Here is a 26,558-nt window from a genome sequence, read left to right on the forward strand (position 1 = left end):
AATTCACGCCCGGCGGCGGCAAGCCAAGTGAAACTTGCCTCGGCGGAGCTATGCAGAGGCCTTGCTGCGCATGTTTCTTGCCCCTACGCCCAGCCTGAGCGACGAGGACCGCGAGCGCGGCCTGCGACATCTGGTCCGGGAGGCGGGCTGGTCCAACGCCGTCACGGCGGTGACCAGCGGCGTCATCCTGACCGCCTTCGCCCTGCAGCTGGGCGCGTCCAACACCACCATCGGCCTGCTGGCGGCGATCACCTTCTGGGTCCAGCTGCTGCAACTGCCCGGCGTGCTGATGGTCGAGGGGCTGCGGACCCGCAAGCGGATCTCGGTGCTGGCGAGCCTGATCAGCCGCTGCGCCCTGGTCGGCATGGCGCTGCTGGCCCTGACCGGCGGCGGCAAGCTGGCCCTGGCGGGGCTGGTGGCGGCCCAGGTCTTCTACTGCGGGATCGCCACCTTCGGCGGCTGCGCCTGGAACGCCTGGGTGCGCGACCTGGCGCCCGAGCAGCGGATGGGCCAGATCTTCGCCAAGCGGACGATCAACGCCACCCTCGTCGGCCTGGTCGCCAGCCTCGCCGCCGCCGTGGCCCTGGACCGCGCGCCGGAGGGCTCGGTCCTGCGGCCCTTCCTGTTCGCCGGCCTCTACGGCGCGGCCTTCCTGGCGGGCCTGCTCAGCTGCCGCGAGCTGGCCCTGACGCCCGAGCCGCAGATGCCCGCCCCGGCCGAGCGGGTGAAGCTGCTGCCCCTGCTGCGCGCGCCGCTGAAGGACGTGAACTTCCGGCGGCTGATCGCCTTCCTGGCCAGCTGGCAGTTCGCGGTGAACCTGGCCACGCCGTTCTTCACGGTGTTCTTCGTCAAGCAGCTGGGCCTGTCGGTCACCTTCGTGGTGGTGCTCAGCGTGGTCAGCCAGGCGACCAACGTCCTGGCCCTGCGCTCGTGGGGCCTGCTGTCGGACCGCTTCGCCAACAAGTCGGTGCTGGCCGTCGCCGCCCCGCTGTTCATCGCCTGCATCGCGGCCATGGTCGGGGCCTCGCAGATCCAGGACCGGTTCTGGGTGATGGCCTATCTGGTGGGCCTGCACGCCCTGATGGGCCTGGCGACGGCCGGGGTGACCCTGTCGTCGGGCAACATCGCCCTGAAGCTGTCGCCGCGCGGCTCGGCCACGGCCTATATCGCCGCCAACGCCCTGATCAGCTCGGCGGCGGCGGGCCTGGCGCCGCTGCTGGGCGGTGTGTTCGCCGACTTCTTCGCGGCCCGCCGGCTGGAGATCCTGGTCCGCTGGACCAGTCCCGGCGACGTGCTGACCCTGATGCCGCTGCGGGTGTCGAACTGGGACTTCTATTTCCTGATCGCCGCGATCCTGGGCCTCTACGCCCTGCACCGTCTGGCCATGGTCAAGGAGGCGGGCGAGATCGACAGCCGGGTCATGGTGGGCGAGGTGCTGGCCCAGGCCCGGCGCGACGTGCGCAACGTCTCGCCGATCGCGGGCCTGCGGATGCTGACCGACGTGCCGGCCGCCGTGCTGCGCGACGAGCGGGTGCGCAAGCGGCTGCAGCGGATGCGCGATCGCCGCGACGCCCGGCAGGCGACGCCCGCGCCCAAGCGGCGGCCGCCTCAACGCCGCGTGACGGTCAGGTGACGGGGACATGCCCTCGCGGCGTGTCCCAAGGTCCTGGCTCGGTGGATGCCGATGGGGACACGCCGCGAGGGCATGTCCCCGGATTCCAGACGCAAAGAGGGCGCGCCATCTGTTTTCGGCGCGCCCTCATATCGCATTTCCTTCGGTGGCCATGACGCCGTTTCCGAAGAGGGCCACTCCCTAGCAAGGGGGCGGTCTATAAGCCCGTCGCAAAGCGGTGGGGGTGCGTTTACCAAACACCAAAGAACGGCGTTTTGTCAATATATTCGTATGGTTGCGCAATAGCTTAGCCGTAGAATCCCTTGGGCGGTCAGGGAAAACGGCGCTCGAAAACGGCCAAAGAAAAAGGCCCCGGCGTCTCCGCCGGGGCCTCGTTCGTCTCGAAGATCGCGAGCCTTATTCGGCGTCGGCGGCTTCCACCTTGCGGACGTTCGAACGCTCGGCGATGCGGGCCGACTTACCGCGACGGTCGCGCAGGTAGTACAGCTTGGCGCGACGGACGACGCCGCGACGCTTGACTTCGATGCTTTCGATGCTCGGCGACAGCAGCGGGAACAGACGCTCCACGCCTTCGCCGAACGAAATCTTGCGGACGGTGAAGCTCTCGTGCACGCCGCCGCCGGCGCGGGCGATGCAGACGCCCTCGTAGGCCTGGACGCGCTCGCGCTCGCCTTCCTTGATGCGCACGTTGACGCGCAGGGTGTCGCCGGGCTCGAAGTCCGGGATCGCGCGGGCCGCCAGCAGACGGGCGGCTTCTTCCTGCTCGAGTTCGGCGATGATGTTCTTAGCCATGGTCTAGTCTCCTTTGGGCTTACCCGTTTTCGGGTCGCCTTTTGCCTGTTGATTGGCGAGATGCGCTTCCCAGAGGTCTGGACGCCGCTCGCGGGTGGTCTCTTCACGCATACTGCGCCGCCACTGGGCCACCTTCTTGTGGTCGCCCGACAGCAGCACCTCGGGGATGTCCAAGCCTTCGAACGTCCGCGGTCGCGTGTACTGCGGATGCTCGAGGAGGCCGTCCTCGAAGCTCTCTTCCTGCGTGCTCTCGAAATTGCCCAGAACCCCTGGAGCCAATCGAACGCACGCCTCGATCACGACCATCGCCGCTGCCTCGCCACCGGCAAGAACAGCGTCTCCGACCGAGACCTCCTCGAACCCCCGGGCGTCGAGCACCCGCTGGTCCACCCCCTCGAAACGGCCGCACAGGACGATGACGCCCGGCGCCTTGGCCCATTCCTTGACGCGCGCCTGGGTCAGGGGCCGACCCCGGGCGCTCATGTACAAAAGCGGCCGCCCGCCGAGGTCCACGCTGTCCAGCGCGGCGGCGATGACGTCCGCTTTGAGTACGGCTCCCACGCCTCCACCCGCGGGGGTGTCGTCGAGGAAGCCGCGCTTATCCTTGGAAAACCCCCGAATGTCCAGTGTTTCCAATCGCCACAGGTCCTGCTCCTTCCACGCCGTACCGATCAGCGAGACGCCGAGCGGGCCGGGAAAGGCCTCGGGGAACATGGTCAGGACGGTGGCGGTGAACGGCATGGGCGCTCCATAGCGCCCAAATGCTCCGAAAACGAGAGGGCCCGGAGAACGGGCCTCGCCCTCTCCTTAGGTCAGGATGGTTTTCGGCAGGGGTTTGCCGGCCTCGGCGGGCATCAGGGGAGGAGTCAGCTTCACCGGCTCGCTGGTCGGGCCGGCGGTCGGCGCGACGTGGTGCACGGGAGCCACGGCCAGCACGCCGGCGGTGGTCAGGGTGGCGGCGAAAAGCGCCGTACCGACGCGGATCTTCTTCCATGAAACCATGGGCCAGGGTCTTCCTGTGTTTCGGGTCGTCCAAACCAAAGCCCGGGAGAGGGGGAGGTTCCCGTTTTTTGCGGCCCTGGCGAACCTCTTGCCTCTAGGCCAGCCAATGGGACTTCGCCAAGGCGGCATTACGACGCGTCGGCCATATTTCGGCGTCCGCCCCGCCAGCGGGCGCCTGTCGCCACGGGGCTGTCAGCAGCGGGTCATCAAGGTCCGATTTCCGCGAGACGACTAGGGCTGGATTGCTCGATACTCCGCCCGCCAGAGCCATCGGAGCCGCCGCCATGACCACGACCGCCGACCAGTTCCACGCCCTGCACGCCGGACCGGACGTGCTGGTCCTGCCCAACGCCTGGGACGCGGCCAGCGCCGCCCTGATGGAGGACGCCGGGGCCAAGGCCGTGGCCACCTCCAGCGCCGCCGTGGCCTGGGGCCGCGGCTACGCCGACGGCGACGCCCTGCCGGTCGCGACCCTGATCGACGTGATCGCCGGCGCCGCCCGGGTCATCAAGGTCCCGCTGACCGCCGACATCGAGGGCGGCTACACCGACGACCTCGCCGAGCTGTCCGAGACCGTCAAGGCCGTGGTCGGGGCCGGGGCGGTGGGGATCAACCTGGAGGACGGCCGCCGCGATCCGGACCTGCACGCCCGCAAGGTCGCCGCCGCCCGCGCCGCCGCCCAGGGCGCGGGGGTGGACCTGTTCATCAACGCCCGCACCGACGTCTATCTGGCCAACCTCGCGGAGGGCGAGGCGGCCCTGGCCGAGACCCTGCGCCGCGCGGCCCTCTACAAGGACGCCGGGGCCAGCGGCATCTTCGTGCCGATGCCGGTCGAGGAGGACCTGCTGGCCCAGCTGGCCGCCGGGATCGCCCTGCCGGTCAACGCCATGGGCCGCCCGGGCATGCCGTCGGCCGAGCGCCTGGCGGAACTGGGCGTGCGTCGCCTCAGCTCGGCCACCGGCCCGTTCCGCGCGGCCTACGGCGCGATGCTGGCCGCGACCCGGACCTATCTGGCCGACGGCGACACCACCGGCTACGCGGCGTCGAGCCAGGGGCTGCCCGACCTGAACGCCCGCTTCGGCTAGGGCTTGGCGGCCACAGGCGGCGGCGCGGGGTCGGGCTGCCAGTTGAAGCGGATCGGCAGGACGATGGGCAGGCCGTCCAGCGGCTCGCCTTCCTTGCTCCACGGATTCATGGTCATCAGCTTGACCGCCTCCATGGCCGCCGCGCCGAAGTCCAGGCCGGCGGGCTCCTCGCGCCGGACCTGGCAATCCGTCAGCGCGCCCTGGGTGTCGACGACGCAGGCGACCACGCCCAGTCCGGTGTTGACCCCGGCCTTCATCGCGGCCTGGGGATAGACCAGGGCCATCCCCTCGGGCGTCAGGGTGCGGATCCATTTGGGCGCGGTGATCTTGCGGTTGTCGGGGCCCGTCGGATCGCGGAAGTGGAACGGCACATCGACGGTGTAGTCGCCCAGGGTCTTCACTTGGTCCGGCTGGAAGGAGACCTTGAAGGCGGGGGCCAGCGAGCGGGCCGCCTTGCCGAAGCCCTTGCCGGCCGGGAGCTCCGAATGCACCTCGCAGGAGGTGAGGCCGCCGGTCTTGTTCAGGTCGCAGCGCAGGACCACCTGACCGGTCGTGGCGCCCTTGGCGTCGGCCGGCCAGGCTGCGCGCACCTGGGCGCTGGAAGGCGTGCTCGCCCACGGCGGGTCCAGCACCAGGGTGTTGGCCGGCCCCGCGGGCTGGGGCATGTTCTCGAACCCCGACCAGACGACCGGGATGGTGACCTCGGTTTCCTTGGGCTTGCCGTTGCGGATCTTGGGCTTCATGCGGAACAGCGAGGACAGCTGGAGGGCGGCCGCGCCGAAGCCCATGTTCTCCGGTACCTGCTGCACGACTTTGCAGTCGCGGAGGAAGCCCTCCACATTGACCTTGCACGCGATCGTCGCCCGGGCGTTGGCGGGCGGCTTGCGGCGCGCCGCGACGGGATAGACCCCCAGCAGCTGGGCGGCGGTGGGCTTGGCCATCCAGTCGGCGTTGGAGTCGCCGGGGGCCAGGAAGCTGTAGGTCCGCTCGAACCGCCGCCCGGCGATGGGAACGCCGGCGGCGTCCTTGGCCTTGACCCGCTCCTTGGCCGACAGGGCGAGGGCCGCCGCGCCGAAGCCTCTGCCGGCGGGCTCCTCGCTGGTCACCTTGCAGTCGGACAGCCGGCCGCTCGCATCGGCGGTGCAATCCAGATCGACGTCGCCGGAAACCTTTTCGGCGAAGGCGGCCTTGGGATAGGCCTCGGCGACGTCCTGAGGCTTGGCGCGCTGGTCGAAGATCGGCTGGGCCAGGGTCTCGTCCGCCGTCAGCCCGACCGAAGGCGTCGCGACCGCCAAGGCCGTCGCGGCCAGGGCCGCCAGAAGTCTCACGCTCATAATCCCCCCGATACGCGTACGGGCCGCAACACATGCAGCCTAGGGGCGAGCATAGGCGCCCTTGATGACAAGCGCCAGCATGGCGCGACCGCCTGAGGTGTTTCCGCTTCGCCCCTGACCGCCTATCTTCCCGGCCATGACCGACACCCTCGCGCCCGATTCCTCCGCTGCTCCGGAAGCAGACCGTCCCATGACCCAGGACGGCCCCGCCGTGCGGCTGTTCCTGGTCGACGGCTCGGCCTATCTGTTCCGCGCCTACCACGCCCTGCCGCCGCTGACGCGCAAGAGCGACGGCCTGCCGGTGGGCGCCGTCCAGGGCTTCTGCAACATGCTGTGGAAGCTGATGCGCGACATGCAGGGCGATGCGCCCACCCACCTGGCGGTGATCTGGGACCACTCCGAGAAGACGTTCCGCAACCAGCTCTACGACAAGTACAAGGCCCATCGCCCGCCGCCGCCCGAGGACCTGATCCCGCAGTTCCCGCTGGTGCGCGAGGCCACCCGCGCGTTCGGCGTGCCGGCCATCGAGCTGCCCGGCTACGAGGCCGACGACCTGATCGCCGCCTATGCCTGCAAGGCCCGCGACCTGGGCGGCGAGGCGGTGATCGTCTCGTCCGACAAGGACCTGATGCAGCTGGTCGGCGAGGGCGTCTCGATGTTCGACCCGATGAAGGGCGTGCGCATCGACCGCGAGCAGGTGTTCGAGAAGTTCGGCGTCTATCCCGAGCGGGTGGTCGACGTGCAGTCGCTGTGCGGCGACAGCGTCGACAACGTGCCGGGCGCGCCGGGCATCGGCATCAAGACCGCCGCCCAGCTGATCAACGAATACGGCGACCTCGACACGCTGCTGGCCCGGGCCGGCGAGATCAAGCAGCCCAAGCGCCGCGAGACCCTGATCGAGTTCGCCGACCAGATCCGGCTGTCGCGCCAGCTGGTCAAGCTGGACTGCGACACCCCGCTGCCCGAGCCGATCGACGACCTGGTGGTGCGCGAGCCCGACAAGGCCGTGCTGGCCGACTTCCTGGAGCTGATGGAGTTCCGCTCCCTGGCCCGCCGGGTCGGCGACGGCAACGCCGCGGCCGCGCCGCGCACCTTGGACCGTCCGGTCAGCACCCCGACCGCGCCGGTGCTGGGCGTGTCCTACATGGGCGCCGCCGCCCGGGCGGCGGCCAATCCGGTGGCCGACCCGGCCATGATCGACACCACGGCCTATGTCCGCATCCAGGACATCGAGACGCTGAACGCCTGGGTCGCCAAGGCCGCGGCCAAGGGGATCGTGGCGTTCGACACCGAGACCGACGCCCTGTCCTCGGCCACTGCCGGCCTGTGCGGCGTGTCGCTGGCGATCGCGCCCGGCGAGGCCTGCTACATCCCGGTCGGCCACTGCGAGAAGGACGGCCTGGCCCTGGAGGCCGCGGCGGATCTCGTACAGATCCCGCTCGAGGAAGCGATCGCCGCGCTGAAGCCGCTGCTGGAAGACCCGGCGGTGCTGAAGGTGGCCCAGAACGCCAAGTACGACATTGCCGTCCTGGCCCGCCACGGGATCGAGGTGGGTCCGATCGAGGACACCATGCTGATCAGCTACGTGCTGGAGGCGGGCCTGCACGGCCACGGCATGGACGAGCTGTCGGAGCTGTGGCTGGGCCACAAGCCGATCCCGTTCAAGCAGGTGGCCGGCACGGGCAAGGCGCAGATCAGCTTCAAGCACGTGGGTCTGAACGAGGCGACGGCCTACGCCGCCGAGGACGCCGACGTCACCCTGCGGCTCTACAATGTGCTCAAGCCCCGCCTGGCCGCCGAGGGCCTGCTGACGGTCTACGAGACCCTGGAGCGTCCGCTGCCGGCGGTGCTGGCGGCCATGGAGAACGAGGGCGTCCGCGTCGATCCCGACACCCTGCGCCGGCTCTCGAACGAGTTCTCGATGCGCATGGCCGAGTTCGAGGCCAAGGCCCAGGAGCTGGTCGGCCGGCCGTTCAACCTGGGCAGCCCCAAGCAGATCGGCGACGTGCTGTTCGGCGAGATGCAGCTGAAGGGCGGCAAGAAGACCGCCACCGGCCAGTGGTCCACCGACAGCGACGTGCTGGAAGCCCTGGCCAACGAGCACGAGTTGCCGCGCGTGCTGCTGGACTGGCGCCAGCTGTCCAAGCTGAAGGGCACCTACACCGAGAACCTGATCGCCGCGATCGCGCCGGGCGGGGCCAACCGCATCCACACCTCCTACGCCCTGGCGGCGACCACGACGGGCCGCCTGTCGTCGTCCGACCCCAACCTGCAGAACATCCCGATCCGCACCGAGGAGGGCCGCAAGATCCGCAAGGCCTTCGTGGCCGCGCCGGGCAAGGTGCTGATCAGCGCCGACTACAGCCAGATCGAGCTGCGCCTGCTGGCCCACATCGGCGACATCCCGCAGCTGAAGACGGCCTTCCAGGAGGGGCTGGACATCCACGCCATGACCGCGTCGGAGATGTTCAACGTGCCGATCGAGGGCATGCCCTCGGAAGTGCGCCGCCGGGCCAAGGCCATCAATTTCGGCATCGTCTACGGCATAAGCGCGTTCGGCCTGGCCAACCAGCTGTCGATCCCGCAGGGCGAGGCCGGAGCCTACATCAAGACCTATTTCGAGCGCTTCCCGGGCATCCAGGCCTATATGGAGGCGACCAAGGCCTTCGTGCGCGAGCACGGCTACGTCACCACCATCTTCGGCCGCAAGATCAACATCCCCGACATCGGCGGCAAGTCGGTGGCCCACCGGCAGTTCGCCGAGCGGGCGGCGATCAACGCCCCGATCCAGGGCGCGGCCGCCGACGTCATGCGCCGGGCCATGGTGCGCATGCCGGGCGCGCTGAAGGCGGCGGGGCTGTCCAGCAAGATGCTGCTGCAGGTTCACGACGAACTGGTCTTCGAGGCCCCGGAAGCCGAAGCCGAGGCCACCATCGCGGTGGCGCGCGAGATCATGCAGGGCGCGGCCGAACCGGCGGTGGCCATCTCGGTGCCGTTGACGGTCGAGGCCCGGGCCGCGGCCAACTGGGACGAGGCCCACTAGGAAAAGTCGCGCGTCCGGCGAGATTTTTCGTCGGACGCCCGCGCGCCACTTGAGGTGGTTTTCCGCCAAGAGCGGCTCCGCGTCCTTTGGCGGATACAATCTTGGATAAGAGTTATTTCGGTGAACGCAGTTATTATCGAGGAATAGAATATGTAGCTGCGACGTTGCGCCACAGTACAGTTAATGTCGTGGAAACCTTGGCGCTCCAGTGATGGGTCGAGTGACGCGTGCTTCAAGGCTGCTGCTAAATACCCGTGGTCCATGAAGTTTTGCGTCGCGACCTCAATGGAGCGTGGCTATGAACTTCGGCGACCTGAAAATTCCGCACAAGCTGCTGGCTGTGTTCGCCGTAATGCTCACCACGATCGTGGCGATGGGCGTCACGCTCTTCATCAACCAGATGGAATATGAGGGCTCGGTCGCGCGCACCGAACGGGCCTACGAGTCCCTGCGGGCCGCCGACACCGCCGCCTTCCGCCTGACCCGCCAGGAGAACTCGCTGCGCGGCTTCCTGCTGTCGGGCGACGAATACTACGTCAAGCGCCTGGAGGAGGCCCACAAGCCGAAGTTCCTGGCCGCCCTGGGCGACCTGCGCAAGCTGGCCGACGGCGACCAGGCCGACCTGACCCGCGTGGCCGCCGTCGAGGCCGCCTACGCCAACTACCGCACCCAGGCCATCGAGCCGGGCGAGAGCCTGGGCCGCGACCCGCTGACCCGTCCGCAGGCGGTCGAGCTGGTCAAGCACGACGGCGTCGCCGACAAGGCCGTCGAGCCGGTCGAGAACGCCATCGAGGACATCACCAAGGACGCCGAGGCCGTGCTGGCCACCGAGGCCGCCGCCCAGAAGAAGGCCTCGCTGGAGACCACCCTGGCCCTGGTCATCGGCATCGGCGTCACCATCGCCATGGCCGTGGCGGGCGGCCTGCTGCTGACCGGCGGCATCGCCGGTCCGGTGGCGGCCATGACCGCCGCCATGCGCCGCCTGGCCTCGGGCGACAACGGCGTGGTCATCCCCGCCGCCGGCCGCAAGGACGAGATCGGCCAGATGGCCGCCGCCGTCGAGACCTTCAAGCAGGCCGCGCTGGAGAAGATCCGCCTGGAGGGCGCCGCCGCCGATCAGCGCGCCGCCACCGAGGCCGAGCGCGCCGCCGTGGCCGACGAGAAGGCCGAGGTCGAGCGCAGCGACGCGGTCAATATCGGCGCCCTGAACGAAGCCCTGGACCGCCTGGCCGGCGGCGACCTGACCCACCGCATCACCATCCCGTTCTCGCCCAAGGCCGAGAGCCTGAAGTCCAACTTCAACGCCGCCGCCCAGCGCATGCAGGAGGCGATGCAGGCCATCTCGGTCGCCACCGGCGGCGTCAACAGCGGCTCTGACGAGATCGCCTCGGCCTCGGACGACCTGTCGCGCCGCACCGAGCAGCAGGCCGCCTCGCTGGAGGAGACCGCCGCCGCCCTGGACGAGATCACCGCCACGGTCCGCAAGACCGCCGCCGGCGCCAAGGAGGCCTCGTCGGTGGTCGCCGCCGCCCGCGGCGACGCCGAGAAGTCCGGCCAGATCGTCAGCCAGGCGGTCAGCGCCATGACCGAGATCGAGGCCTCGTCCAACCAGGTCAGCCAGATCATCGGCGTGATCGACGAGATCGCCTTCCAGACCAACCTGCTGGCTCTGAACGCCGGCGTCGAGGCGGCCCGGGCCGGCGACGCGGGCAAGGGCTTCGCGGTGGTCGCCCAGGAAGTCCGGGCCCTGGCCCAGCGCTCGGCCGAGGCCGCCAAGGAGATCAAGACCCTGATCTCCACCTCGACCCAGCAGGTCGAGGCCGGCGTCAGCCTGGTCGGCCAGACCGGCGAGGCCCTGCAGCGCATCGTCGACCAGGTGGCCGCCATCGACACCCTGGTCACCGAGATCTCGGCCTCGGCCACCGAACAGGCCACGGGCCTGAACCAGGTCAACAGCGCCGTGAACCAGATGGACCAGGTCGTCCAGCAGAACGCCGCCATGGTCGAGGAAGCCACCGCCGCCACCCACTCGCTGAAGGGCGAGGCGGGCGAGCTCTCGGCCCTGGTCGGCCGCTTCAAGCTGGGCGCCGCGGCCATGGCCGCGCCCGCCCGTTCCAGCGCCCCGGCCCGTCCCGCCACCGCCGTCCGCCCGGGCCGCGCCTCGGCGCCGGTCTCGCGCGGGAACACCGCCCTCGCCACCAAGGTCGAGGACTGGGAAGAGTTCTGATCGAGGTCCCCTCGTCGATCGGATAGGAGAGGCTCCCTGGATTTGTCCCCCGGGGAGCCTTTTTCTTTTGGCCTAGTACCAGCCCGCCTCGCGCAGCATCCGCGCATACGCCCGGCTGACCGGGGCCTCGACGCCGCTGGTCAGGGTCAGGGTGGCGCGGCCGTCGCCGCGCCTGGCGTCGCGCACCGCCGCCTTGGCCACCCACCAGGAGCGGTGGGTCTGGGCGCCCTCGATCCCCTCCAGCTCGGCCACGGCGTCGCACAGCCGCAGTAGGATCAGGTCCTGGCCCTTGGAGGTGTGCAGGCGCAGATAGTGGTCCTCGGCCTCGACGGCGTAGATCTCGCTTCCGCGCAGGCGCGGCGGCAGGCGCTCGAGGAAGCGCGGCGGCGGAGCCTCGGGCGGGGCGGCGTGGGTCTGGATCGTCGGACGGGTGGCCAGAGTCATCAGGGCGGTCATGCCGGCGGTCATCACCAGGGTGATCCCGAAATAGGTCGCCGCGATCTGGAGCGTCAGCGGCGTCCGGCCGCCGGCCACCCAGACCAGGACCGTGAACAGCGGCGTCAGCACCGCCACGATCGCCAGGGCCCGCCACCAGGTGGAGTCCAGCCCCGGCCACAGCCGGTCGACCGTCAGGGCCACGGTGGTGCCCAGCACCGCGCCCAGGCTCGACAGGCCGATCCAGTAGACCAGGCGCGAGACCAGCGGGGAGTCGCCCGTGCCCAGGGCGCCGATCAGGGCCAGGAAGGCGCCGGCGATCACCGCCACCACCAGCGGCCGCAGATAGCTCTTCAGGACGGTGGTCGTTGGCGCTTCGCCAATGGCGGGCGCCCGCCGTTCACGAACTGCCGACGCTTTCTCACGCACCTTCGGATGACCCCTGCCGCCGTCGATCCTAAGCCGGACCCGACCCGATCGCCCCAGCTCCGGCGCGATCGCTTCGGGGAGAAACAAGATGTCCGACGCCAGCCTGTCAATCGGTCCACGCCGCTTTCTGCGCACCCTGCTCATCGGGGTGGCGGTCACCGTGGCCCTGATCCTGGCCGTGGGCGCCGCCCAGGGCCGCGGACCCGCCGCCGTGCTGGCGGGCTTCCTGCACCTGAAGGGCCACCTGCATGCGCCGGACCTGGGGCCGCTGGCGGCGGCGTCGGTCCAGATCAAGGTCCACGTGGCGGCGGTCTCCACCGCCCTGGCGATCGGGATCGTCCTGATGCTGGGCCTGAAGGGGACGACCGTCCACCGCACCCTGGGCTGGATCTGGGTGGTCGCCATGGCGACGGCGGCGATCTCGTCGCTGTTCATCCACCGCGCCAACGCCGGGAGCTTCAGCTTCCTGCACCTGTTCGCCGGCTGGACCCTGATCGCGCTGCCGATGGGCGTGTTCGCCGCCCGCAAGCACAATGTCCGCCTGCACGGCCGGACGATGACGGGCCTGTTCGTCGGCGGCCTGCTGATCGCCGGGGCCTTCGCCTTCATGCCCGGCCGGTTGATGTGGCAGGTGGTGTTCGGCTGACCCCGGGAACGCGTCGCGCTTGCCAGGGCCGCGCCGGGAGGCCTACGAACGGTCAAGCAACGCGCGGACCACGGAAGATGACGTCGCAAGTTCGAGCCCCTCGCGTCCAGCCGGCCGCCCCGAAGTCAGCGACGGGGGCCAAGCCGGCGGGGCGGGGACGTCCGTCCAAGGCCACGGGGCGGGACCTGAAGGAGACCATCCTCGACGCCGCCGAGGGCCTGTTCGCGCGCCACGGCTTCCACGGGGTGACCATCCGCCAGGTCGCCGCCGAGGCCGGCGTCGACACCGCCCTGATCCACTACTATTTCGGCGCCAAGCGCGAGCTGTTCGACTCGGTGTTCCTGCGCCGGGCCGAGATCCTCAACAGCGCCCGCGTCCTGTCGATGGACGCCTACGAGAAGAGCCACCCCGGGACCATGACCGTCGAAGGGGTGATCGAGGCCTTCATCGAACCCCTGCTGCGCATCTCCCAGGACGGCGGCCAGGGGTGGAAGAGCTACTTCGCCCTGGTGGCCCAGGTGAACAACACCCCGGCCTGGGGCGGCGAGACCATGGCGCGGTTCTTCGACCCCGTCGTCCACCGCCTGGTCGACACCCTGAAGGTGGTCCGTCCGGACGCCCAGGACCGCGACCTCTACTGGAGCTACCAGTTCCTGACCGGCTCGATGATGCTGGCCTTGTCCGAGACCGGACGCATCGACTCCCTGTCGGGCGGCGAGTGCCATTCCAGCGACCTGGGAGCGGTGCGCGCGCGCCTCTTCGCCTATTGCGCCGCCGGCTTCGAGGCGGTGATCGCCCGCGCTCCGCAGGGCTGATTCCCCAATCTTGTCAGTAGGCTGACCAGTCGTCAGACCTTCATTTCATCACTTGGTGAAAAAAGGCTGGCGCAAAGCTTCCGTCTGGGTGACAGTGTTATCCAATTCGCGGGCCGATGAATTCGCGAAAGCCGGGAAACGCGTCCGTTGAACGGGGCTGTCCGGCACGGGACGGAACGCATAAGGGGAGGGGAAACCCAATGAAGACGATGCTCAAGCTCGCCTTGATGGCGGGCGCCGCCTGGTCGGCGACGGCCGTGACCGCCATCGCCCAGGAGGCCGCGCCGGCGCCCGGCGCCAACGCCGCGCCGATGGTCGAGGAATTGATTGTCACCGCCCGCCGCCGCGAGGAGGCCCTCAAGGACGTGCCGGTGGCCGTCTCGGCCTACGGCGCCGAGAAGCTGGAGCGCATCGGCGCCGGCGACATCACCACCCTGCAGCAGACCACCCCCAACCTGACCCTGCAGATCGCCCGCGGCTCGAACTCGACCGTGATCGCCTTCATCCGCGGCGTCGGCCAGCAGGACCCGCTGTGGGGCTTCGAGCCGGGCGTGGGCCTCTATGTCGACGACGTCTACATCGCCCGTCCGCAAGGCGCGGTGCTGGACGTCTACGACGTCGACCGCATCGAAGTGCTGCGCGGCCCGCAGGGCACGCTCTACGGCCGCAACACCATCGGCGGCGCCATCAAGTACGTGACCCGCAAGATCACCGGCGAGCCGGAGTTCAACATCAAGGGCACGATTGGCTCGTACAACGAACACAACGAGATCGCCTCGGTGAAGGGCAAGCTGAGCGACCAGCTGGGCCTGTCGCTGGCCTTCGCCAAGTACGACCACGACGGCTATGGCAAGAACCTCAACACCGGCGCCGAGCACTACGACAAGGACGTCCTGTCCAGCCGCGCGACCCTGGAGTTCACGCCGACCGACCAGCTGTTCTTCCGCCTGTCGGGCGACTACCTGAAGGACAACTCCAACCCCCGCCACGGCCACCGCGAAACGCCCGCCATCGCCTTCGGCGGCGCGCTGATCCCCGGCGGCAGCCCGCCGGCGGACGTCTATGACACCAACGCCGGTTCGGGCGACTACAACCAGGTCATCACCAAGGGCGTGTCGCTGCTGGGCGAATGGACCCTCAACGACGCCCTGACCTTCAAGTCGATCAGCGCCTATCGCAGCGGCTCGACCAACGGCACCATCGACTTCGACGAACTGCCCGGCGCCTATCTCGACGTGCCGGCCCACTACAACGACCATCAGTTCAGCCAGGAATTCCAGCTGGTCTATTCGTCGGACCGCATGCAGGGCGTGGCCGGCGTCTACTACATGAGCGCCACGGCGGCCGGGGCCTTCGACACCGTGGTCTCGCAGGCCAACACCACCACCGCGACCTCGGGCTGGGTCGACACCGAGAGCTGGGCGGCCTTCGCCGACGTCAGCTACGACCTGACCGAGAAGCTCTCGCTGTCGGTGGGCGGCCGCTACACCAAGGACGACAAGACCGGTCACGTCTATCGCCAGAACTTCACCGGCATCCGCAGCCCCCTGTTCGGCAACAGCGTCGCCGTGCCGGGCCTGTTGCGCTCGAACTTCACCAATTCCAAGGACTTCGAGAAGTTCACCCCGCGCGTCAGCCTGCGCTACAAGTTCGACGAAGAGCGGACGGGCTATGTCTCCTACAGCCAGGGCTTCAAGTCCGGCGGCTTCGACATGCGCGGCGACGTCGTCCTGACCCCCGACACCGTCAACGGCTACGAGCCCGAGACGGTCGACACCGTCGAAGGCGGCCTGAAGGGCACGTTCTTCGACCGTCGCCTGAGCCTGAATTCGGCGATCTTCTACTCCAAGTACAAGGACCAGCAGGTCACCCTGCAGACCCCGGTCGGCGCGTCGATCGCCAGCCAGGTGATGAACGTCGGCAGGTCGCACATGTACGGCCTGGAACTGGAAGGCGTTGCCGTCCTGACCCACGCTCTCAGCGCCAACTTCTCGCTGGGCTACGTCAAGGCGAAGTACGACGAATACCTGGCCCTGGACCTGACCCAGGTCCCGCCGGTCAAGCGTGACTTCGCCGACTCCCGCGTGTTCCAGAACACGCCGGAATGGGTGGGCAACGTCGGCCTTAACTGGACCACCGACCTGGGCGACCGCGGCAGCGTGACGGTGACGCCGATGGCTTCGTATCGCGGCGACTTCAGCATGTTCGAGGCGCCCAGCGTCCTGGATCAGAAGGCCTACTGGCTGTACGACGCCAACATCACCTGGGCCTCGCCGGACGGCGGGCTGAAGGTGATCCTGCAGGGCAAGAACCTGTCGGACGAACGCTACCGCGTCGGCGGCTACAACTTCCCCAACGGCGCGACGGGCGTCTTCGCCAACTCGGTCAGCGCCTTCTACGGCCCGCCGCGCACCTACAGCGTGACGGTGGCCGCCAAGTTCTAGGTCTCCCCTCGACCTCGACTATCCGGCGGCGGCTTGCTGAAACGGGCCGCCGCCGTTTCTTTGTCCACCTCACGAATCGCGGCGGGATCAGATGAGCGACGCACAGAAGCAGACCTCCACCGGCGGCTCGCGCTATCGCTACGTCGTGCTGGCCATGCTGATCCTGGTCTACACGCTCAACTTCCTGGACCGGCAGATCCTCGGGATCCTGGCCAAGCCGATCAAGGAGGAGTTCGGCCTGACCGACGGCCAGTTCGGCCTGATGAGCGGCCTGGCCTTCGCCCTGCTCTACACCACCCTGGCTATTCCGATCGCCTGGCTGGCCGACCGCTTCAGCCGCGTGTGGATCATGGCCGCCGCCCTGACCCTGTGGAGCGGATTCACCGCCCTTTGCGGGTTCGCCGGCGGCTTTTCCCAGCTGTTCCTGGCCCGGATGGGCGTGGGCATCGGCGAGGCGGGCGGGGTGGCGCCAGCCTATTCGATGATCGCCGACTACTTCCCCAAGTCGCAGCGGGCCCGGGCCCTGGCGGCCTACGCCTTCGGCATCCCGCTGGGCACGGCGGCCGGTGCCCTGGTGGGCGGCCTGCTGGCCGTGCACTTCGGCTGGCGCACCGCCTTCATCGTGGTCGGGATCATCGGCGTCGCCCTGGCCCCGGTCTTCCGCTTCGTCGTGCGCGATCCGCGTCGGGGCGGGGCCGACATGGCGGCCGGCGACACCACCACCGTCCAGGCCCCCGCCGCGCCGCTGGGCGAGGTGGTCGGGGTGCTGGCGAAGAAGCCCAGCTTCTGGCTCCTCTCGTTCGGCGCGGCCTCGTCGTCGGTCTGCGGCTACGGCGTGGCCCTGTGGCTGCCGTCGTTCTTCATGCGCAGCCTGGGCCTGACCCTGCGCGAGACGGCCTGGTACTATTCGGGCATCGCCTTCTTCGGCGGCCTGCTGGGCATCTGGCTGGGCGGCGCCGTGGCCGATCGACTGGGCGCGAAGTCCAAGGCCGGCTATCCGCTGACGCCGGCCGTGGCCTTCCTGATCTCTGTGCCCTGCTTCCTGCTGGCCATGAACAGCGGGTCGCTGGTCGGCGGGATGGGCGGGAGCGCGGCCCTGGCCCTGGCCTTCGCGATCTTCCTGATCCCGACCGGACTGAACCTGGCCTGGCTGGGACCCATCACCGCCGCCGTCCAGCACCTGGCCCCGGCCCCGATGCGCACCACGGCCTCCGCCCTGTTCCTGCTGATCAACAACCTTTTGGGGATCGCGGTCGGCACCTACTATTTCGGCCTGGTCTCGGATCTGCTGAAGCCCACGTTCGGGGCTGAATCCCTGCGCTGGTCGATCTATACCGGCATGGGGTTCTACCTGGTCGCGGCCCTGCTGTTCTTCCTGGCCTCGCGACGGCTGGCCAAGGACTGGGTCGACTAGGCTGAGACGTTTGGGCGCAGCGGCGAAAACGCCACCGTTCCGACACGTTCAGGTTACAAGAGCCCGCTGACGAACGCGGGACCGCGACCATGGGCAGTGACGACCGGCATATCTTCCATGACCCCACCGGGCGGCGGGACCGGAGGATGCGGCTGATCCTGGGGATCGTGCTGTCGGCCCTGGCGGCGATCGTCGCCGCCTTCCTGGCCACCCTGGCCTTCGCCCCGCGCCTGCCCTCGGTGACGCTGAAGGACCCGCACGTCCTGTCGTCGCTGCACAAGGAATCGGCGCACCGGCTGAAGCCGAACCTGGACTGGCGCAAGGTGCCCCGCCCCACGGCGAGCGCCACCCAAGGGGGAGAAGGGGGCTCGGCCCAGTCGCGGCCGATCAGCGTCGGCTTCTATGTCAGCTGGGACGAGGACTCCCGCGAGTCCCTGCGCCGCAACATCGACAAGCTGGACGTGGTCTCGCCGCAGTGGGTGGCGCTGAAGGGCCCCGGCGGCGACATCGCCGTGGACGACGACCCGCAGGGCGTGGCCCGGATCGCCGCCGCCCCGAACCATCCGGCCGTGCTGCCCCTGGTCCACAACTCGGCCAACGCCGCCTTCAACGGACCGCTGGGCGACGCCCTGCTGGCCAATCCCCAGGCGCGGGCCAAGCTGATCGCCGGCCTGGCCGACCTGGCCGTCCGGCGCGGCTACGGCGGCTATGTCTTCGACCTGGAGAACCTGTCGCCCAAGGGGCTGGCCAACTATCCCAAGCTGCTGGACGAGGCCCGGGCGGTGCTCAAGCCCCAGGGCCGCGAGGTCTGGGTCACCGCGCCGTTCGACGAGCAGGGCTGGCCGCTGAAGGCGCTGCAGGACTCGTCCGACACCCTGGTGCTGATGGCCTACGACCAGCACTACGCCGGCGGCGATCCCGGGCCGAACGCCGGCCAGGACTGGTACGAGAGCGAACTGGCCAAGCGGTTCGCCAAGCTGGACCCGGGCCGCACGATCCTGGCCCTGGGCGCCTACGGCTACGACTGGACGCTGAAGAAGGACGGGACCCCCGCCTCGGGCGCGCCGGCCACCTTCCACGAGGCCATCCGCAACGCCCAGGACGCCGACGCGACCATCGACATGGACGACGACGCCCTGAACCCGACCTACACCTACACCGACGACAACGGCGACGGCCACGTGGTCTGGTTCCTGGACGCGGCGACCCTGTTCAACGAGGTCAAGGTCACCGACGCCTGGAAGCCGCGCGGCTACGGCCTGTGGCGGATGGGCATGGAGGACCCGGGCGTCTGGAGCGTGCTGGGCAAGCCCTACGGCCAGGCCTCGGCCCAGGCCCTGACCAGCATCCCCGCCGGCCAGAGCGTGGACTTCGACGGCGGCGGCGAGGTCCTGCGGGTGACCAACCTGCCCACCCCCGGCAAGCGGTCGCTGGAGTTCGACCCCGACACCGGCCTGATCGCCGACCAGACCTACGACGTCCTGCCCAGCTCGTACGTGATCCAGCGCTACGGCCAGAAGCCCGGCCTGGTGGCCCTGACCTTCGACGACGGCCCCGACCCGCGCTGGACGCCCAAGATCCTCGACATCCTCAAGGAAAAGAACGCCCCGGCCACGTTCTTCGTGATCGGCGAGAACATGCAGAACCGGCCCGACCTGGTGAAGCGCGAGGTCGCCGAGGGCCATGACGTGGGCAGCCACACCTGGACCCACCCCAACATCGGCGAAATCCCCGTCGCCCAGACCGACGTCGAGCTGAACGCCACCCAGCGGCTGTTCGAGGTGATCACCGGCCGCTCGATGCGCCTGTTCCGCCCGCCGTTCTTCGGCGACGCCGAGCCGTCGACGCCGCACGAGGTCACGCCCCTGCTGTCGGCCCAGACCCTGGGCTATCTGGCGGTCGGCCTGCGGATCGACACCGACGACTGGCAGAAGCCCCCGCCCCAGACGATCATCGACCGCACGCTGGAGCGCCTGGACCACCCCGGCGACCGGCCCGGCCAGGTGGTGCTGCTGCACGACGCCGGCGGCAACCGCGCCAACACCGTCAAGGCCCTGCCCGAGCTGATCGACCAGATCCGCGCGCGTGGCTACCGCCTGGTGACGGTCGGCGAGCTGGCGGGCATGACGCCCGAGCAGGCCATGCCCAAGAGCGACCGCGACCCCATCGCCCTGGCGCTGGACCGGCTGGGCTTCGGCCTGTTCCGGGGACTGAAGGTGCTGCTGACCACCCTGTTCCTGACCGCCATCGCCCTGGGCCTGGCGCGGCTGGTGTTCCTGGCCTGCCTGGCCCTGGTCCACCGCTGGACGCACGAGAGCCCCGAGAACCTGGACCCCGCGACCGGCCCGCTGGTCAGCGTGCTGATCCCCTGCTTCAACGAGGAGAAGGTGATCGCCGCCTCGGTGTCGCGGATCCTGGAGTCCGAGTGGAGGAACATCGAGGTCCTGGTCCTCGACGACGGCTCCAAGGACAACACGGCCGAGGAGGTGCGCCGCGCCCACGGCGACAATCCGCGCGTGACGCTGCTGAGCTTCGAGAACGGCGGCAAGGCGCGGGCGGTCAACCGCGGCCTGGCCGTGGCCAAGGGCGACTATGTCGTGGCCCTGGACGCCGACACGCTCTTCCCGCCGAAGACCATTGGACGCCTCGTCCGCTGGTTCCAGGATCCCCGGATCGGGGCGGTGGCCGGCAACGCCATCGTCGGCAACCGCCTGAACATCGTCACCCGCTGGCAGGCCCTGGAATACGTCACCGCCCAGAACCTGGAGCGCCGCGCCCTGGCCGCCCTCGGCGCGGTGACCGTGGTGCCCGGCGCGGTTGGGGCCTGGCGCAAGAGCGTGCTGGACGACCTGGGCGGCTATCCGGCTGACACCCTGGCCGAGGACCAGGACCTGACGATCGCCTGCCAGCGCGCCGGCTGGAAGGTGGCCTTCGACCCCTCGGCCCAGGCCTTCACCGAGGCGCCGGACACCGTCAGCGGCCTGCTGAAGCAGCGCTTCCGCTGGTCGTTCGGCACCCTGCAGTGCGTCTGGAAGCACCGCGCGGCGCTGTTCAATCCCAAGACGCCCGCCCTGGGCTTCGTGGCCCTGCCGCAGATCTGGCTGTTCCAGATCCTGCTGGCCGTGGCCGCGCCCCTGGTCGACCTGGCGGTGGTCTGGAGCCTGATCTCGGGTCTCTACGGCGCCGTCGCCCACCCCGTGGAGTGGTCGCCCGACGACACGATCCGGGGGCTGCTCTACTGGGCGGTGTTCATCCTGGTCGACCTGTCGGCCGGCGCCCTGGGCATGGCCCTGGAGAAACGCGCGCCCTGGGCCGACCTGCCGTACCTGCCCGTCCAGCGCTTCGGCTACCGCCAGCTGATGTACTACGTGGTGGTCAAGTCGGTGCTGACGGCGGCGCGCGGCGGACGTGTGGGCTGGGGAAAACTCGAGCGTCGGGCGACCGCGACGGTCAAGTGATCGGCAACCCAGGGGGTATGACAAGGCTGTCATTCGCTCCTGCGAGTGGTAGCGGTACCTTTTTTGTGGACGGGATGAGGGCGGCTTGACCCTTGGGAAGCCGATGTTCGGTGAAAAAGTCCAAGCGGTTCCGGGCTTGCGCGACAGAACCCCACTTTTTCAGATAGGCTGATTAATCGGTCCAAGCGCGGTTGCGCCTGCGAAATCACGCTCCTATAACCCGGCCACAATTTTCAGAAGCCGTCGTCGAGACCGGTCCCTCATGAACATCCACGAACACCAAGCCAAAGCCGTCCTCGCAGAGTTCGGCGCTCCCGTTCCGCGCGGCTATCCCGCCTTCACCGTCGAGGAGGCCGCGGCCGCCGCTGAAAAGCTGGGCGGTCCGGTGTTCGTCGTGAAGTCCCAGATCCACGCCGGTGGCCGTGGCAAGGGCAAGTTCGAGGGCCTGGGCCCCGACGCCAAGGGCGGCGTCCGCGTCGTCAAGTCGGTCGCCGACGTCAAGTCCAACGCCGAGGAAATGCTCGGCCGCGTGCTGGTGACCCACCAGACCGGCCCCAAGGGCAAGCAGGTCAACCGCCTCTACATCGAAGAGGGCGCGGCGATCGCCAAGGAATTCTACCTGTCGCTGCTGGTCGACCGCGAGACCTCGATGGTCTCGGTGGTCGCCTCGACCGAAGGCGGCATGGACATCGAGGACGTGGCCCACGCCACCCCCGAAAAGATCCATAGCTTCTCGATCGACCCGGCGACGGGCGTGTGGCCGACCCACCAGCGCGCCCTGGCCAAGGCCCTGGGCCTGACCGGCGGCCTCGCCAAGGAAGCCGCCACCCTGCTGACCCAGCTCTACACGGCGTTCCTGGCCAAGGACATGGCCATGCTGGAGATCAACCCGCTGATCGTCACCGCCGACGACCACCTGCGGGTCCTGGACGCCAAGCTGTCGTTCGACGGCAACTCGCTGTTCCGCCACCCGGACATCCGCGCCCTGCGCGACGAGAGCGAAGAAGACCCCAAGGAAATCGAAGCCTCGAAGTACGACCTGGCCTACATCGCCCTGGACGGCGAGATCGGCTGCATGGTCAACGGCGCCGGCCTGGCCATGGCCACCATGGACATCATCAAGCTGTACGGCGCCGAGCCGGCCAACTTCCTGGACGTCGGCGGCGGCGCCTCGAAGGAGAAGGTCACCGCGGCCTTCAAGATCATCACCGCCGACCCGGCCGTGAAGGGCATCCTGGTCAACATCTTCGGCGGCATCATGCGCTGCGACATCATCGCGGAAGGCGTCATCGCCGCCGTGAAGGAAGTCGGCCTGAAGGTTCCGCTGGTGGTCCGCCTGGAAGGCACCAACGTCGAACTCGGCAAGAAAATCATCTCGGAAAGCGGCCTGAACGTCATCGCCGCCAACGATCTGTCTGACGGCGCCGAGAAGATCGTCGCGGCCGTGAAGGGTGCTCGCTAATCATGTCGATCCTCATCGGTTCTGAAACCAAGGTCATCTGCCAGGGCATCACCGGCGCCCAGGGCACGTTCCACTCCGAACAGGCCATCGCCTACGGCACCAAGATGGTCGGCGGCGTCACCCCCGGCAAAGGCGGCCAGACGCACATCGGCCTGCCGGTGTTCGACACCGTCGGCGAAGCCAAGGAAGCCACCGGCGCCGACGCCTCGGTGATCTACGTCCCGCCGCCCTTCGCGGCCGACTCGATCCTGGAAGCCATCGACGCGGAAATCCCGCTGATCGTCTGCATCACCGAAGGCATCCCGGTGCTGGACATGGTGCGCGTGAAGAAGGCCCTGCAAGGCAGCAAGTCGCGCCTGATCGGCCCGAACTGCCCCGGCGTCCTGACGCCCAAGCAGTGCAAGATCGGCATCATGCCGGGCTCGATCTTCTCGGAAGGCTCGGTCGGCGTCGTGTCGCGTTCGGGCACCCTGACCTACGAAGCCGTGTTCCAGACCACCAACGCGGGCCTGGGCCAGACCACGGCCGTCGGCATCGGCGGCGACCCGGTCAAGGGCACCGAGTTCATCGACGTGCTGGAGCTGTTCCTGGCCGACGAAGCCACCAAGTCGATCGTCATGATCGGCGAGATCGGCGGCTCGGCCGAGGAAGAAGCGGCCCAGTTCCTGAAGGACGAAGCCAAGCGCGGCCGCAAGAAGCCCATGGTCGGCTTCATCGCCGGCCGCACGGCTCCTCCCGGCCGTCACATGGGCCACGCCGGCGCGATCATCTCGGGCGGCAAGGGCGGCGCCGAGGACAAGATCGCGGCGATGGAAGAGGCGGGCATCCGCGTCTCGCCGTCGCCGGCCAAGCTGGGCGAGACCCTGCTCGAGGTGCTCAAGGGCTAACAGACGACACCGAAACCCCGCCCCGCGCGGGGCCCAGGTTTTTTGCGACCGCCAGTCGACGATCCGAAAAAATCACCTGGGCCCCGTTCGTTATACGGGCGTCCGGTGATTGAGAGACTATATTTACGCAACGGCACTAAGCAGTGGCGTAAAAGGATCGTAAGGCAAAGACGATGGCGGACGACGCAGGCATCATCAATCAGGTCTTGACCGAGACCTCGTTCCTCTACGGAGCCAACGCGGCATTCGTGGAAGATCTCTACGCCCGGTGGGCGGAGAACCCCGGATCGGTCGAGCCCTCTTGGGCCGCCTTCTTCGCCACGCTCTCGGACCAGGCCGACCAGGTCAAGGCCGCCGCCAAGGATCCGGCCTGGACCCCGCGTCCGACCCCGGCCCTGCGTCCCGACTGGCTGTCGGCGATCGACGGCCAGTGGCCGACCGTCGCCCCGGCCGTCGAGGCCAAGGTCTCCAAGGCCATCGAGGCCAAGGCCCCCGGCTCGTCCGCCGAAGCCGTCCGCGCCGCCACGCTGGACAGCCTGCGCGCCATCATGATGATCCGGGCCTACCGGATGCGCGGCCACCTGGCCGCCAACCTCGACCCGCTGGGCCTGGAACCCAAGCCCGCCGCCCCCGAGCTGGACCCGGCGACCTACGGCTTCGCCGAAGCCGACTACGACCGCCCGATCTTCCTGGACTTCGTGCTGGGTCTGGAGACCTCGTCGATCCGCGAGATCCTGACGATCCTGCGCCGCACCTACTGCGACGCCGTCGGCGTGCAGTACATGCACATCTCGGACCCGACCGAGAAGGCCTGGCTGCAGGAGCGCATCGAGGGCCGCGACAAGGAGATCGTGTTCTCCAAGGAGGGCAAGGTCGCCATCCTGAAGAAGCTGATCGAGGCCGAGGGCTTCGAACGCTTCCTGCACAAGCGTTTCCCCGGCACCAAGCGCTTCGGCCTGGACGGCGGCGAGGCCATGGTCCCGGCCATGGAGCAGATCATCAAGCGCGGCGGCGCGCTGGGCGTGAAGGACATCGTCCTGGGCATGCCGCACCGCGGCCGCCTGAACGTGCTGGCCGCCGTGATGGGCAAGCCCTACCACGTGATCTTCCACGAATTCCAAGGCGGTTCGTCGGTGCCCTCGGACATCGAGGGTTCGGGCGACGTGAAGTACCACATGGGCGCCTCGTCGGACCGTGAGTTCGACGACAACAAGGTCCACCTGTCGCTGACCGCCAACCCGTCGCACCTGGAGATCGTCAACCCGGTGGTGATCGGCAAGGCCCGCGCCAAGCAGGCCTTCACCCTGCGCGAGCAGCCCGACGCCGGCCGCGGCCACGTGCTGCCGCTGCTGCTGCACGGCGACGCGGCCTTCGCGGGCCAGGGCGTGGTGGCCGAGTGCTTCACCCTGTCGGGCCTGAAGGGCTACCGCACGGGCGGCACCATCCACTTCATCGTCAACAACCAGATCGGCTTCACCACCAGCCCGCGCTATTCGCGCTCGTCCCCGTATCCGTCGGACGTGGCCTTGATGGTCGAGGCCCCGATCTTCCACGTGAACGGCGACGATCCCGAAGCCGTCGTCTTCGCCGCCAAGGTCTCGACCGAGTACCGGCAGAAGTTCGGCAAGGACGTGGTCATCGACATGTTCTGCTACCGTCGCTTCGGCCACAACGAAGGCGACGACCCGACCATGACGTCGCCGATCATGTACGCCAAGATCAAGGGGCACCCGCCGACCCGCGAGCTTTATGCCAACCGCCTGATCGGCGAGGGCGTGATCACCCAGGCCGAGTCCGACGCCTGGGTCAGCGAATTCGAGAGCTTCCTCGACACGGAATTCGAGGCCGGCAAGGGCTACAAGGCCAACAAGGCCGACTGGCTGGACGGCAAGTGGAAGGGCCTGGCCCTGCCGGGCGACGAAGACCGTCGCGGCAAGACCGCCTTCCCCAAGACCCGCCTGCTGGAGATCGGTCGCCAGATCACGACCGTCCCGGACCGCATCGACGCCCACAAGACCGTCAAGCGCGCCATCGAGAACCGCCGCGAGGCGATCGAGAAGGGCGAAGGCATCGATTGGGGCACCGCCGAGCACCTGGCCTTCGCCACCCTGCTGGACGAGGGCTTCCCGGTCCGCCTGTCGGGTCAGGACTCGGTCCGCGGCACCTTCACCCAGCGCCACTCCGACGTCATCGACCAGAAGACCGAAGAGCACTACACGCCGCTGAACAACATCCGCGCCGGCCAGGCCCACTACGAGGTCATCGACTCGGCCCTGTCGGAAGAGGCGGTGCTGGGCTTCGAATACGGCTTCTCGCTGGCCGACCCGAACACCCTGACCTTGTGGGAAGGCCAGTTCGGCGACTTCGTGAACGGCGCCCAGGTGGTGATCGACCAGTTCATCAGCTCGGGCGAGCGCAAGTGGCTGCGGATGAGCGGCCTGGTGATGCTGCTGCCGCACGGCTACGAAGGCCAGGGCCCCGAGCACAGCTCGGCGCGCCTCGAGCGCTTCCTGCAGTCGTGCGCGGAAGACAACATGCAGATCGTCAACTGCACGACGCCGGCCAACTACTTCCACGCCCTGCGTCGCCAGATGCACCGCGAGTTCCGCAAGCCGCTGGTCGTCATGACGCCCAAGAGCCTGCTGCGCCACAAGCGCGCCGTCTCGAACCTGTCGGACTTCACCGAGGGTTCGGGCTTCCACCGCGTGATGGTGGACGGCGCCGAGGCCGGCTGCGACGTCGGCGGCGTCACCCTGAAGAGCGACGATCAGATCAAGCGCGTCATCGCCTGCTCGGGCAAGGTCTACTTCGACCTGATCGACCAGCGCGCCAAGCTGGGCCGCGACGACGTCTACATCGTGCGCCTGGAGCAGTTCTATCCGTGGCCGATGAAGTCGCTGATGCAGCTGCTGGGCCGCTTCAAGAACGCCGACCTGGTCTGGTGCCAGGAAGAACCCAAGAACATGGGCGGCTGGACCTTCGTGGATCCGTGGATCGAGCTGACGCTCGACAAGCTGAACGTGAAGGCCAAGCGCGCCCGTTACGTCGGCCGTCCGGCCTCGGCCTCCACGGCCGCGGGTCTGATGAGCCGTCACATGAAAGAGCTCGAGACCTTCCTGAACGAAGCGTTCGCCTGATCGCTTCGTCCTGCCTGATCTGAACCCGCCCGACCTGAACACGAGACAATCGGAACCCCACATGGCCGACATCATGACCCCCGCCCTCGGCGAATCCGTCACCGAAGCGACGGTGGCGCGCTGGACCAAGAAGGCCGGGGAGGCGGTGAAGAAGGACGAGCTGCTCGTCGAACTGGAAACCGACAAGGTCAGCCTGGAAGTCGTGGCTCCGGCCGACGGCGTCCTGGCCTCGATCGCCGCCGAGGAAGGCGCGACCGTGGTGCCGGGCACGGTGCTGGGCGTGGTGACCGAAGGCGGCGCCGCGACCGCTGCTCC

General features: G+C 68.8%; 18 protein-coding genes. 13 read left to right on the forward strand and 5 right to left on the reverse strand.

The annotated features are described in order from the left end of the window. The first annotated feature begins 70 nt into the window (after positions 1–70). Positions 71–1,633 (forward strand): MFS transporter, encoded by a 1,563-nt coding sequence (locus WAE60_RS22635; RefSeq protein ID WP_337688966.1) that lies wholly within the window; start codon positions 71–73, stop codon positions 1,631–1,633. 396 nt (positions 1,634–2,029) lie between these two features. Here the strand turns inward: WAE60_RS22635 and rplS are convergent, their stop codons facing one another. From rplS to WAE60_RS22650, 3 genes are all read right to left on the reverse strand, one after another. Further along, entirely contained in the window at positions 2,030–2,425 is a 396-nt protein-coding gene (gene rplS, locus WAE60_RS22640; protein ID WP_029911047.1) for a 50S ribosomal protein L19, read from the reverse strand. A 3-nt stretch (positions 2,426–2,428) separates the two neighbouring features. Beyond that, complete coding sequence (gene trmD, locus WAE60_RS22645) at positions 2,429–3,166, reverse strand: tRNA (guanosine(37)-N1)-methyltransferase TrmD (protein WP_337688968.1); 738 nt, start codon at positions 3,164–3,166, stop codon at positions 2,429–2,431. A gap of 66 nt (positions 3,167–3,232) precedes the next feature. Continuing rightward, positions 3,233–3,427: a hypothetical protein gene (locus WAE60_RS22650; protein WP_029911052.1), complete on the reverse strand. Its 195-nt coding sequence runs from the start codon at positions 3,425–3,427 to the stop codon at positions 3,233–3,235. 284 nt (positions 3,428–3,711) lie between these two features. Here WAE60_RS22650 and WAE60_RS22655 point away from each other — a divergent pair, with 284 nt between their 5' ends. Beyond that, complete coding sequence (locus WAE60_RS22655; protein ID WP_337688971.1) at positions 3,712–4,512, forward strand: isocitrate lyase/phosphoenolpyruvate mutase family protein; 801 nt, start codon at positions 3,712–3,714, stop codon at positions 4,510–4,512. On the opposite strand, the gene WAE60_RS22660 is transcribed toward WAE60_RS22655, so the two are convergent. Then, positions 4,509–5,846, reverse strand: a complete 1,338-nt coding sequence (locus tag WAE60_RS22660; RefSeq protein ID WP_337688973.1) for a TonB family protein — start codon at positions 5,844–5,846, stop codon at positions 4,509–4,511. The two genes, WAE60_RS22655 and WAE60_RS22660, sit on opposite strands and share 4 nt — an antisense overlap. 190 nt (positions 5,847–6,036) lie before the next feature. Between WAE60_RS22660 and polA the strand changes: the two genes are divergently transcribed. Together polA and WAE60_RS22670 are read left to right on the forward strand one after the other, a co-directional pair. After that, the gene (gene polA / locus WAE60_RS22665) at positions 6,037–8,889 is read left to right on the forward strand and encodes a DNA polymerase I (RefSeq protein WP_337688975.1); all 2,853 of its coding nucleotides are present in this window, start codon (positions 6,037–6,039) and stop codon (positions 8,887–8,889) included. 298 nt (positions 8,890–9,187) lie between these two features. After that, the gene (locus WAE60_RS22670) at positions 9,188–11,116 is read left to right on the forward strand and encodes a methyl-accepting chemotaxis protein (RefSeq protein WP_337688977.1); all 1,929 of its coding nucleotides are present in this window, start codon (positions 9,188–9,190) and stop codon (positions 11,114–11,116) included. A 72-nt stretch (positions 11,117–11,188) separates the two neighbouring features. Here the strand turns inward: WAE60_RS22670 and WAE60_RS22675 are convergent, their stop codons facing one another. Continuing rightward, a complete protein-coding gene (locus tag WAE60_RS22675) occupies positions 11,189–11,980 on the reverse strand; it encodes a LytTR family DNA-binding domain-containing protein (RefSeq protein WP_337688978.1) in 792 nt (263 codons plus the stop codon). Positions 11,981–12,068: 88 nt separating this feature from the next. On the opposite strand from WAE60_RS22675, the gene WAE60_RS22680 reads away from it, so the two are divergent. The 9 genes from WAE60_RS22680 to WAE60_RS22720 form a co-directional block, all read left to right on the forward strand. Beyond that, entirely contained in the window at positions 12,069–12,626 is a 558-nt protein-coding gene (locus WAE60_RS22680) for a DUF2306 domain-containing protein (protein ID WP_337688980.1), read from the forward strand. A 77-nt stretch (positions 12,627–12,703) separates the two neighbouring features. Then, positions 12,704–13,441: a TetR/AcrR family transcriptional regulator gene (locus WAE60_RS22685; protein ID WP_029911073.1), complete on the forward strand. Its 738-nt coding sequence runs from the start codon at positions 12,704–12,706 to the stop codon at positions 13,439–13,441. A gap of 200 nt (positions 13,442–13,641) precedes the next feature. After that, positions 13,642–15,885 carry a TonB-dependent receptor gene (locus WAE60_RS22690; protein WP_337688981.1) on the forward strand — a complete coding sequence of 748 codons (2,244 nt, stop codon included), beginning with the start codon at positions 13,642–13,644 and terminating at the stop codon, positions 15,883–15,885. Between the two features lie 91 nt (positions 15,886–15,976). Further along, positions 15,977–17,299: an MFS transporter gene (locus WAE60_RS22695; RefSeq protein WP_337688983.1), complete on the forward strand. Its 1,323-nt coding sequence runs from the start codon at positions 15,977–15,979 to the stop codon at positions 17,297–17,299. Between the two features lie 146 nt (positions 17,300–17,445). After that, positions 17,446–20,757, forward strand: a complete 3,312-nt coding sequence (locus tag WAE60_RS22700) for a glycosyltransferase (protein WP_337688986.1) — start codon at positions 17,446–17,448, stop codon at positions 20,755–20,757. A gap of 262 nt (positions 20,758–21,019) precedes the next feature. Continuing rightward, on the forward strand, positions 21,020–22,219 hold the full coding sequence (sucC, locus tag WAE60_RS22705; protein WP_029911082.1) for an ADP-forming succinate--CoA ligase subunit beta: 1,200 nt from the start codon (positions 21,020–21,022) through the stop codon (positions 22,217–22,219). Positions 22,220–22,221: 2 nt separating this feature from the next. Further along, on the forward strand, positions 22,222–23,106 hold the full coding sequence (sucD, locus tag WAE60_RS22710; protein ID WP_029911084.1) for a succinate--CoA ligase subunit alpha: 885 nt from the start codon (positions 22,222–22,224) through the stop codon (positions 23,104–23,106). Positions 23,107–23,279: 173 nt separating this feature from the next. Beyond that, positions 23,280–26,243, forward strand: coding sequence for a 2-oxoglutarate dehydrogenase E1 component (locus tag WAE60_RS22715; RefSeq protein ID WP_029911087.1), 2,964 nt, complete (start codon positions 23,280–23,282; stop codon positions 26,241–26,243). 61 nt (positions 26,244–26,304) lie between these two features. Next, positions 26,305–26,558: biotin/lipoyl-containing protein (locus WAE60_RS22720; protein WP_337688990.1), on the forward strand; the 254-nt coding region annotated here is incomplete at its 3' end.

Source organism: Caulobacter sp. CCG-8 (assembly GCF_037402475.1).
Classification (GTDB): Bacteria; Pseudomonadota; Alphaproteobacteria; order Caulobacterales; family Caulobacteraceae; genus Caulobacter.

What these genes read in the sequence shown, in the direction of transcription:
- WAE60_RS22660 (WP_337688973.1), bottom strand. Translation starts at nt 5,846, where the DNA reads ATGAGCGTGAGACTTCTGGCGGCCCTGGCCGCGACGGCCTTGGCGGTC.
- sucD (WP_029911084.1), top strand. Translation starts at nt 22,222, where the DNA reads ATGTCGATCCTCATCGGTTCTGAAACCAAGGTCATCTGCCAGGGCATC.
- WAE60_RS22690 (WP_337688981.1), top strand. Translation starts at nt 13,642, where the DNA reads ATGAAGACGATGCTCAAGCTCGCCTTGATGGCGGGCGCCGCCTGGTCG.
- rplS (WP_029911047.1), bottom strand. Translation starts at nt 2,425, where the DNA reads ATGGCTAAGAACATCATCGCCGAACTCGAGCAGGAAGAAGCCGCCCGT.
- WAE60_RS22715 (WP_029911087.1), top strand. Translation starts at nt 23,280, where the DNA reads ATGGCGGACGACGCAGGCATCATCAATCAGGTCTTGACCGAGACCTCG.
- WAE60_RS22700 (WP_337688986.1), top strand. Translation starts at nt 17,446, where the DNA reads ATGCGGCTGATCCTGGGGATCGTGCTGTCGGCCCTGGCGGCGATCGTC.
- WAE60_RS22670 (WP_337688977.1), top strand. Translation starts at nt 9,188, where the DNA reads ATGAACTTCGGCGACCTGAAAATTCCGCACAAGCTGCTGGCTGTGTTC.
- WAE60_RS22680 (WP_337688980.1), top strand. Translation starts at nt 12,069, where the DNA reads ATGTCCGACGCCAGCCTGTCAATCGGTCCACGCCGCTTTCTGCGCACC.
- trmD (WP_337688968.1), bottom strand. Translation starts at nt 3,166, where the DNA reads ATGCCGTTCACCGCCACCGTCCTGACCATGTTCCCCGAGGCCTTTCCC.
- WAE60_RS22695 (WP_337688983.1), top strand. Translation starts at nt 15,977, where the DNA reads ATGAGCGACGCACAGAAGCAGACCTCCACCGGCGGCTCGCGCTATCGC.
- sucC (WP_029911082.1), top strand. Translation starts at nt 21,020, where the DNA reads ATGAACATCCACGAACACCAAGCCAAAGCCGTCCTCGCAGAGTTCGGC.
- polA (WP_337688975.1), top strand. Translation starts at nt 6,037, where the DNA reads ATGACCCAGGACGGCCCCGCCGTGCGGCTGTTCCTGGTCGACGGCTCG.
- WAE60_RS22655 (WP_337688971.1), top strand. Translation starts at nt 3,712, where the DNA reads ATGACCACGACCGCCGACCAGTTCCACGCCCTGCACGCCGGACCGGAC.
- WAE60_RS22650 (WP_029911052.1), bottom strand. Translation starts at nt 3,427, where the DNA reads ATGGTTTCATGGAAGAAGATCCGCGTCGGTACGGCGCTTTTCGCCGCC.
- WAE60_RS22635 (WP_337688966.1), top strand. Translation starts at nt 71, where the DNA reads ATGTTTCTTGCCCCTACGCCCAGCCTGAGCGACGAGGACCGCGAGCGC.
- WAE60_RS22685 (WP_029911073.1), top strand. Translation starts at nt 12,704, where the DNA reads ATGACGTCGCAAGTTCGAGCCCCTCGCGTCCAGCCGGCCGCCCCGAAG.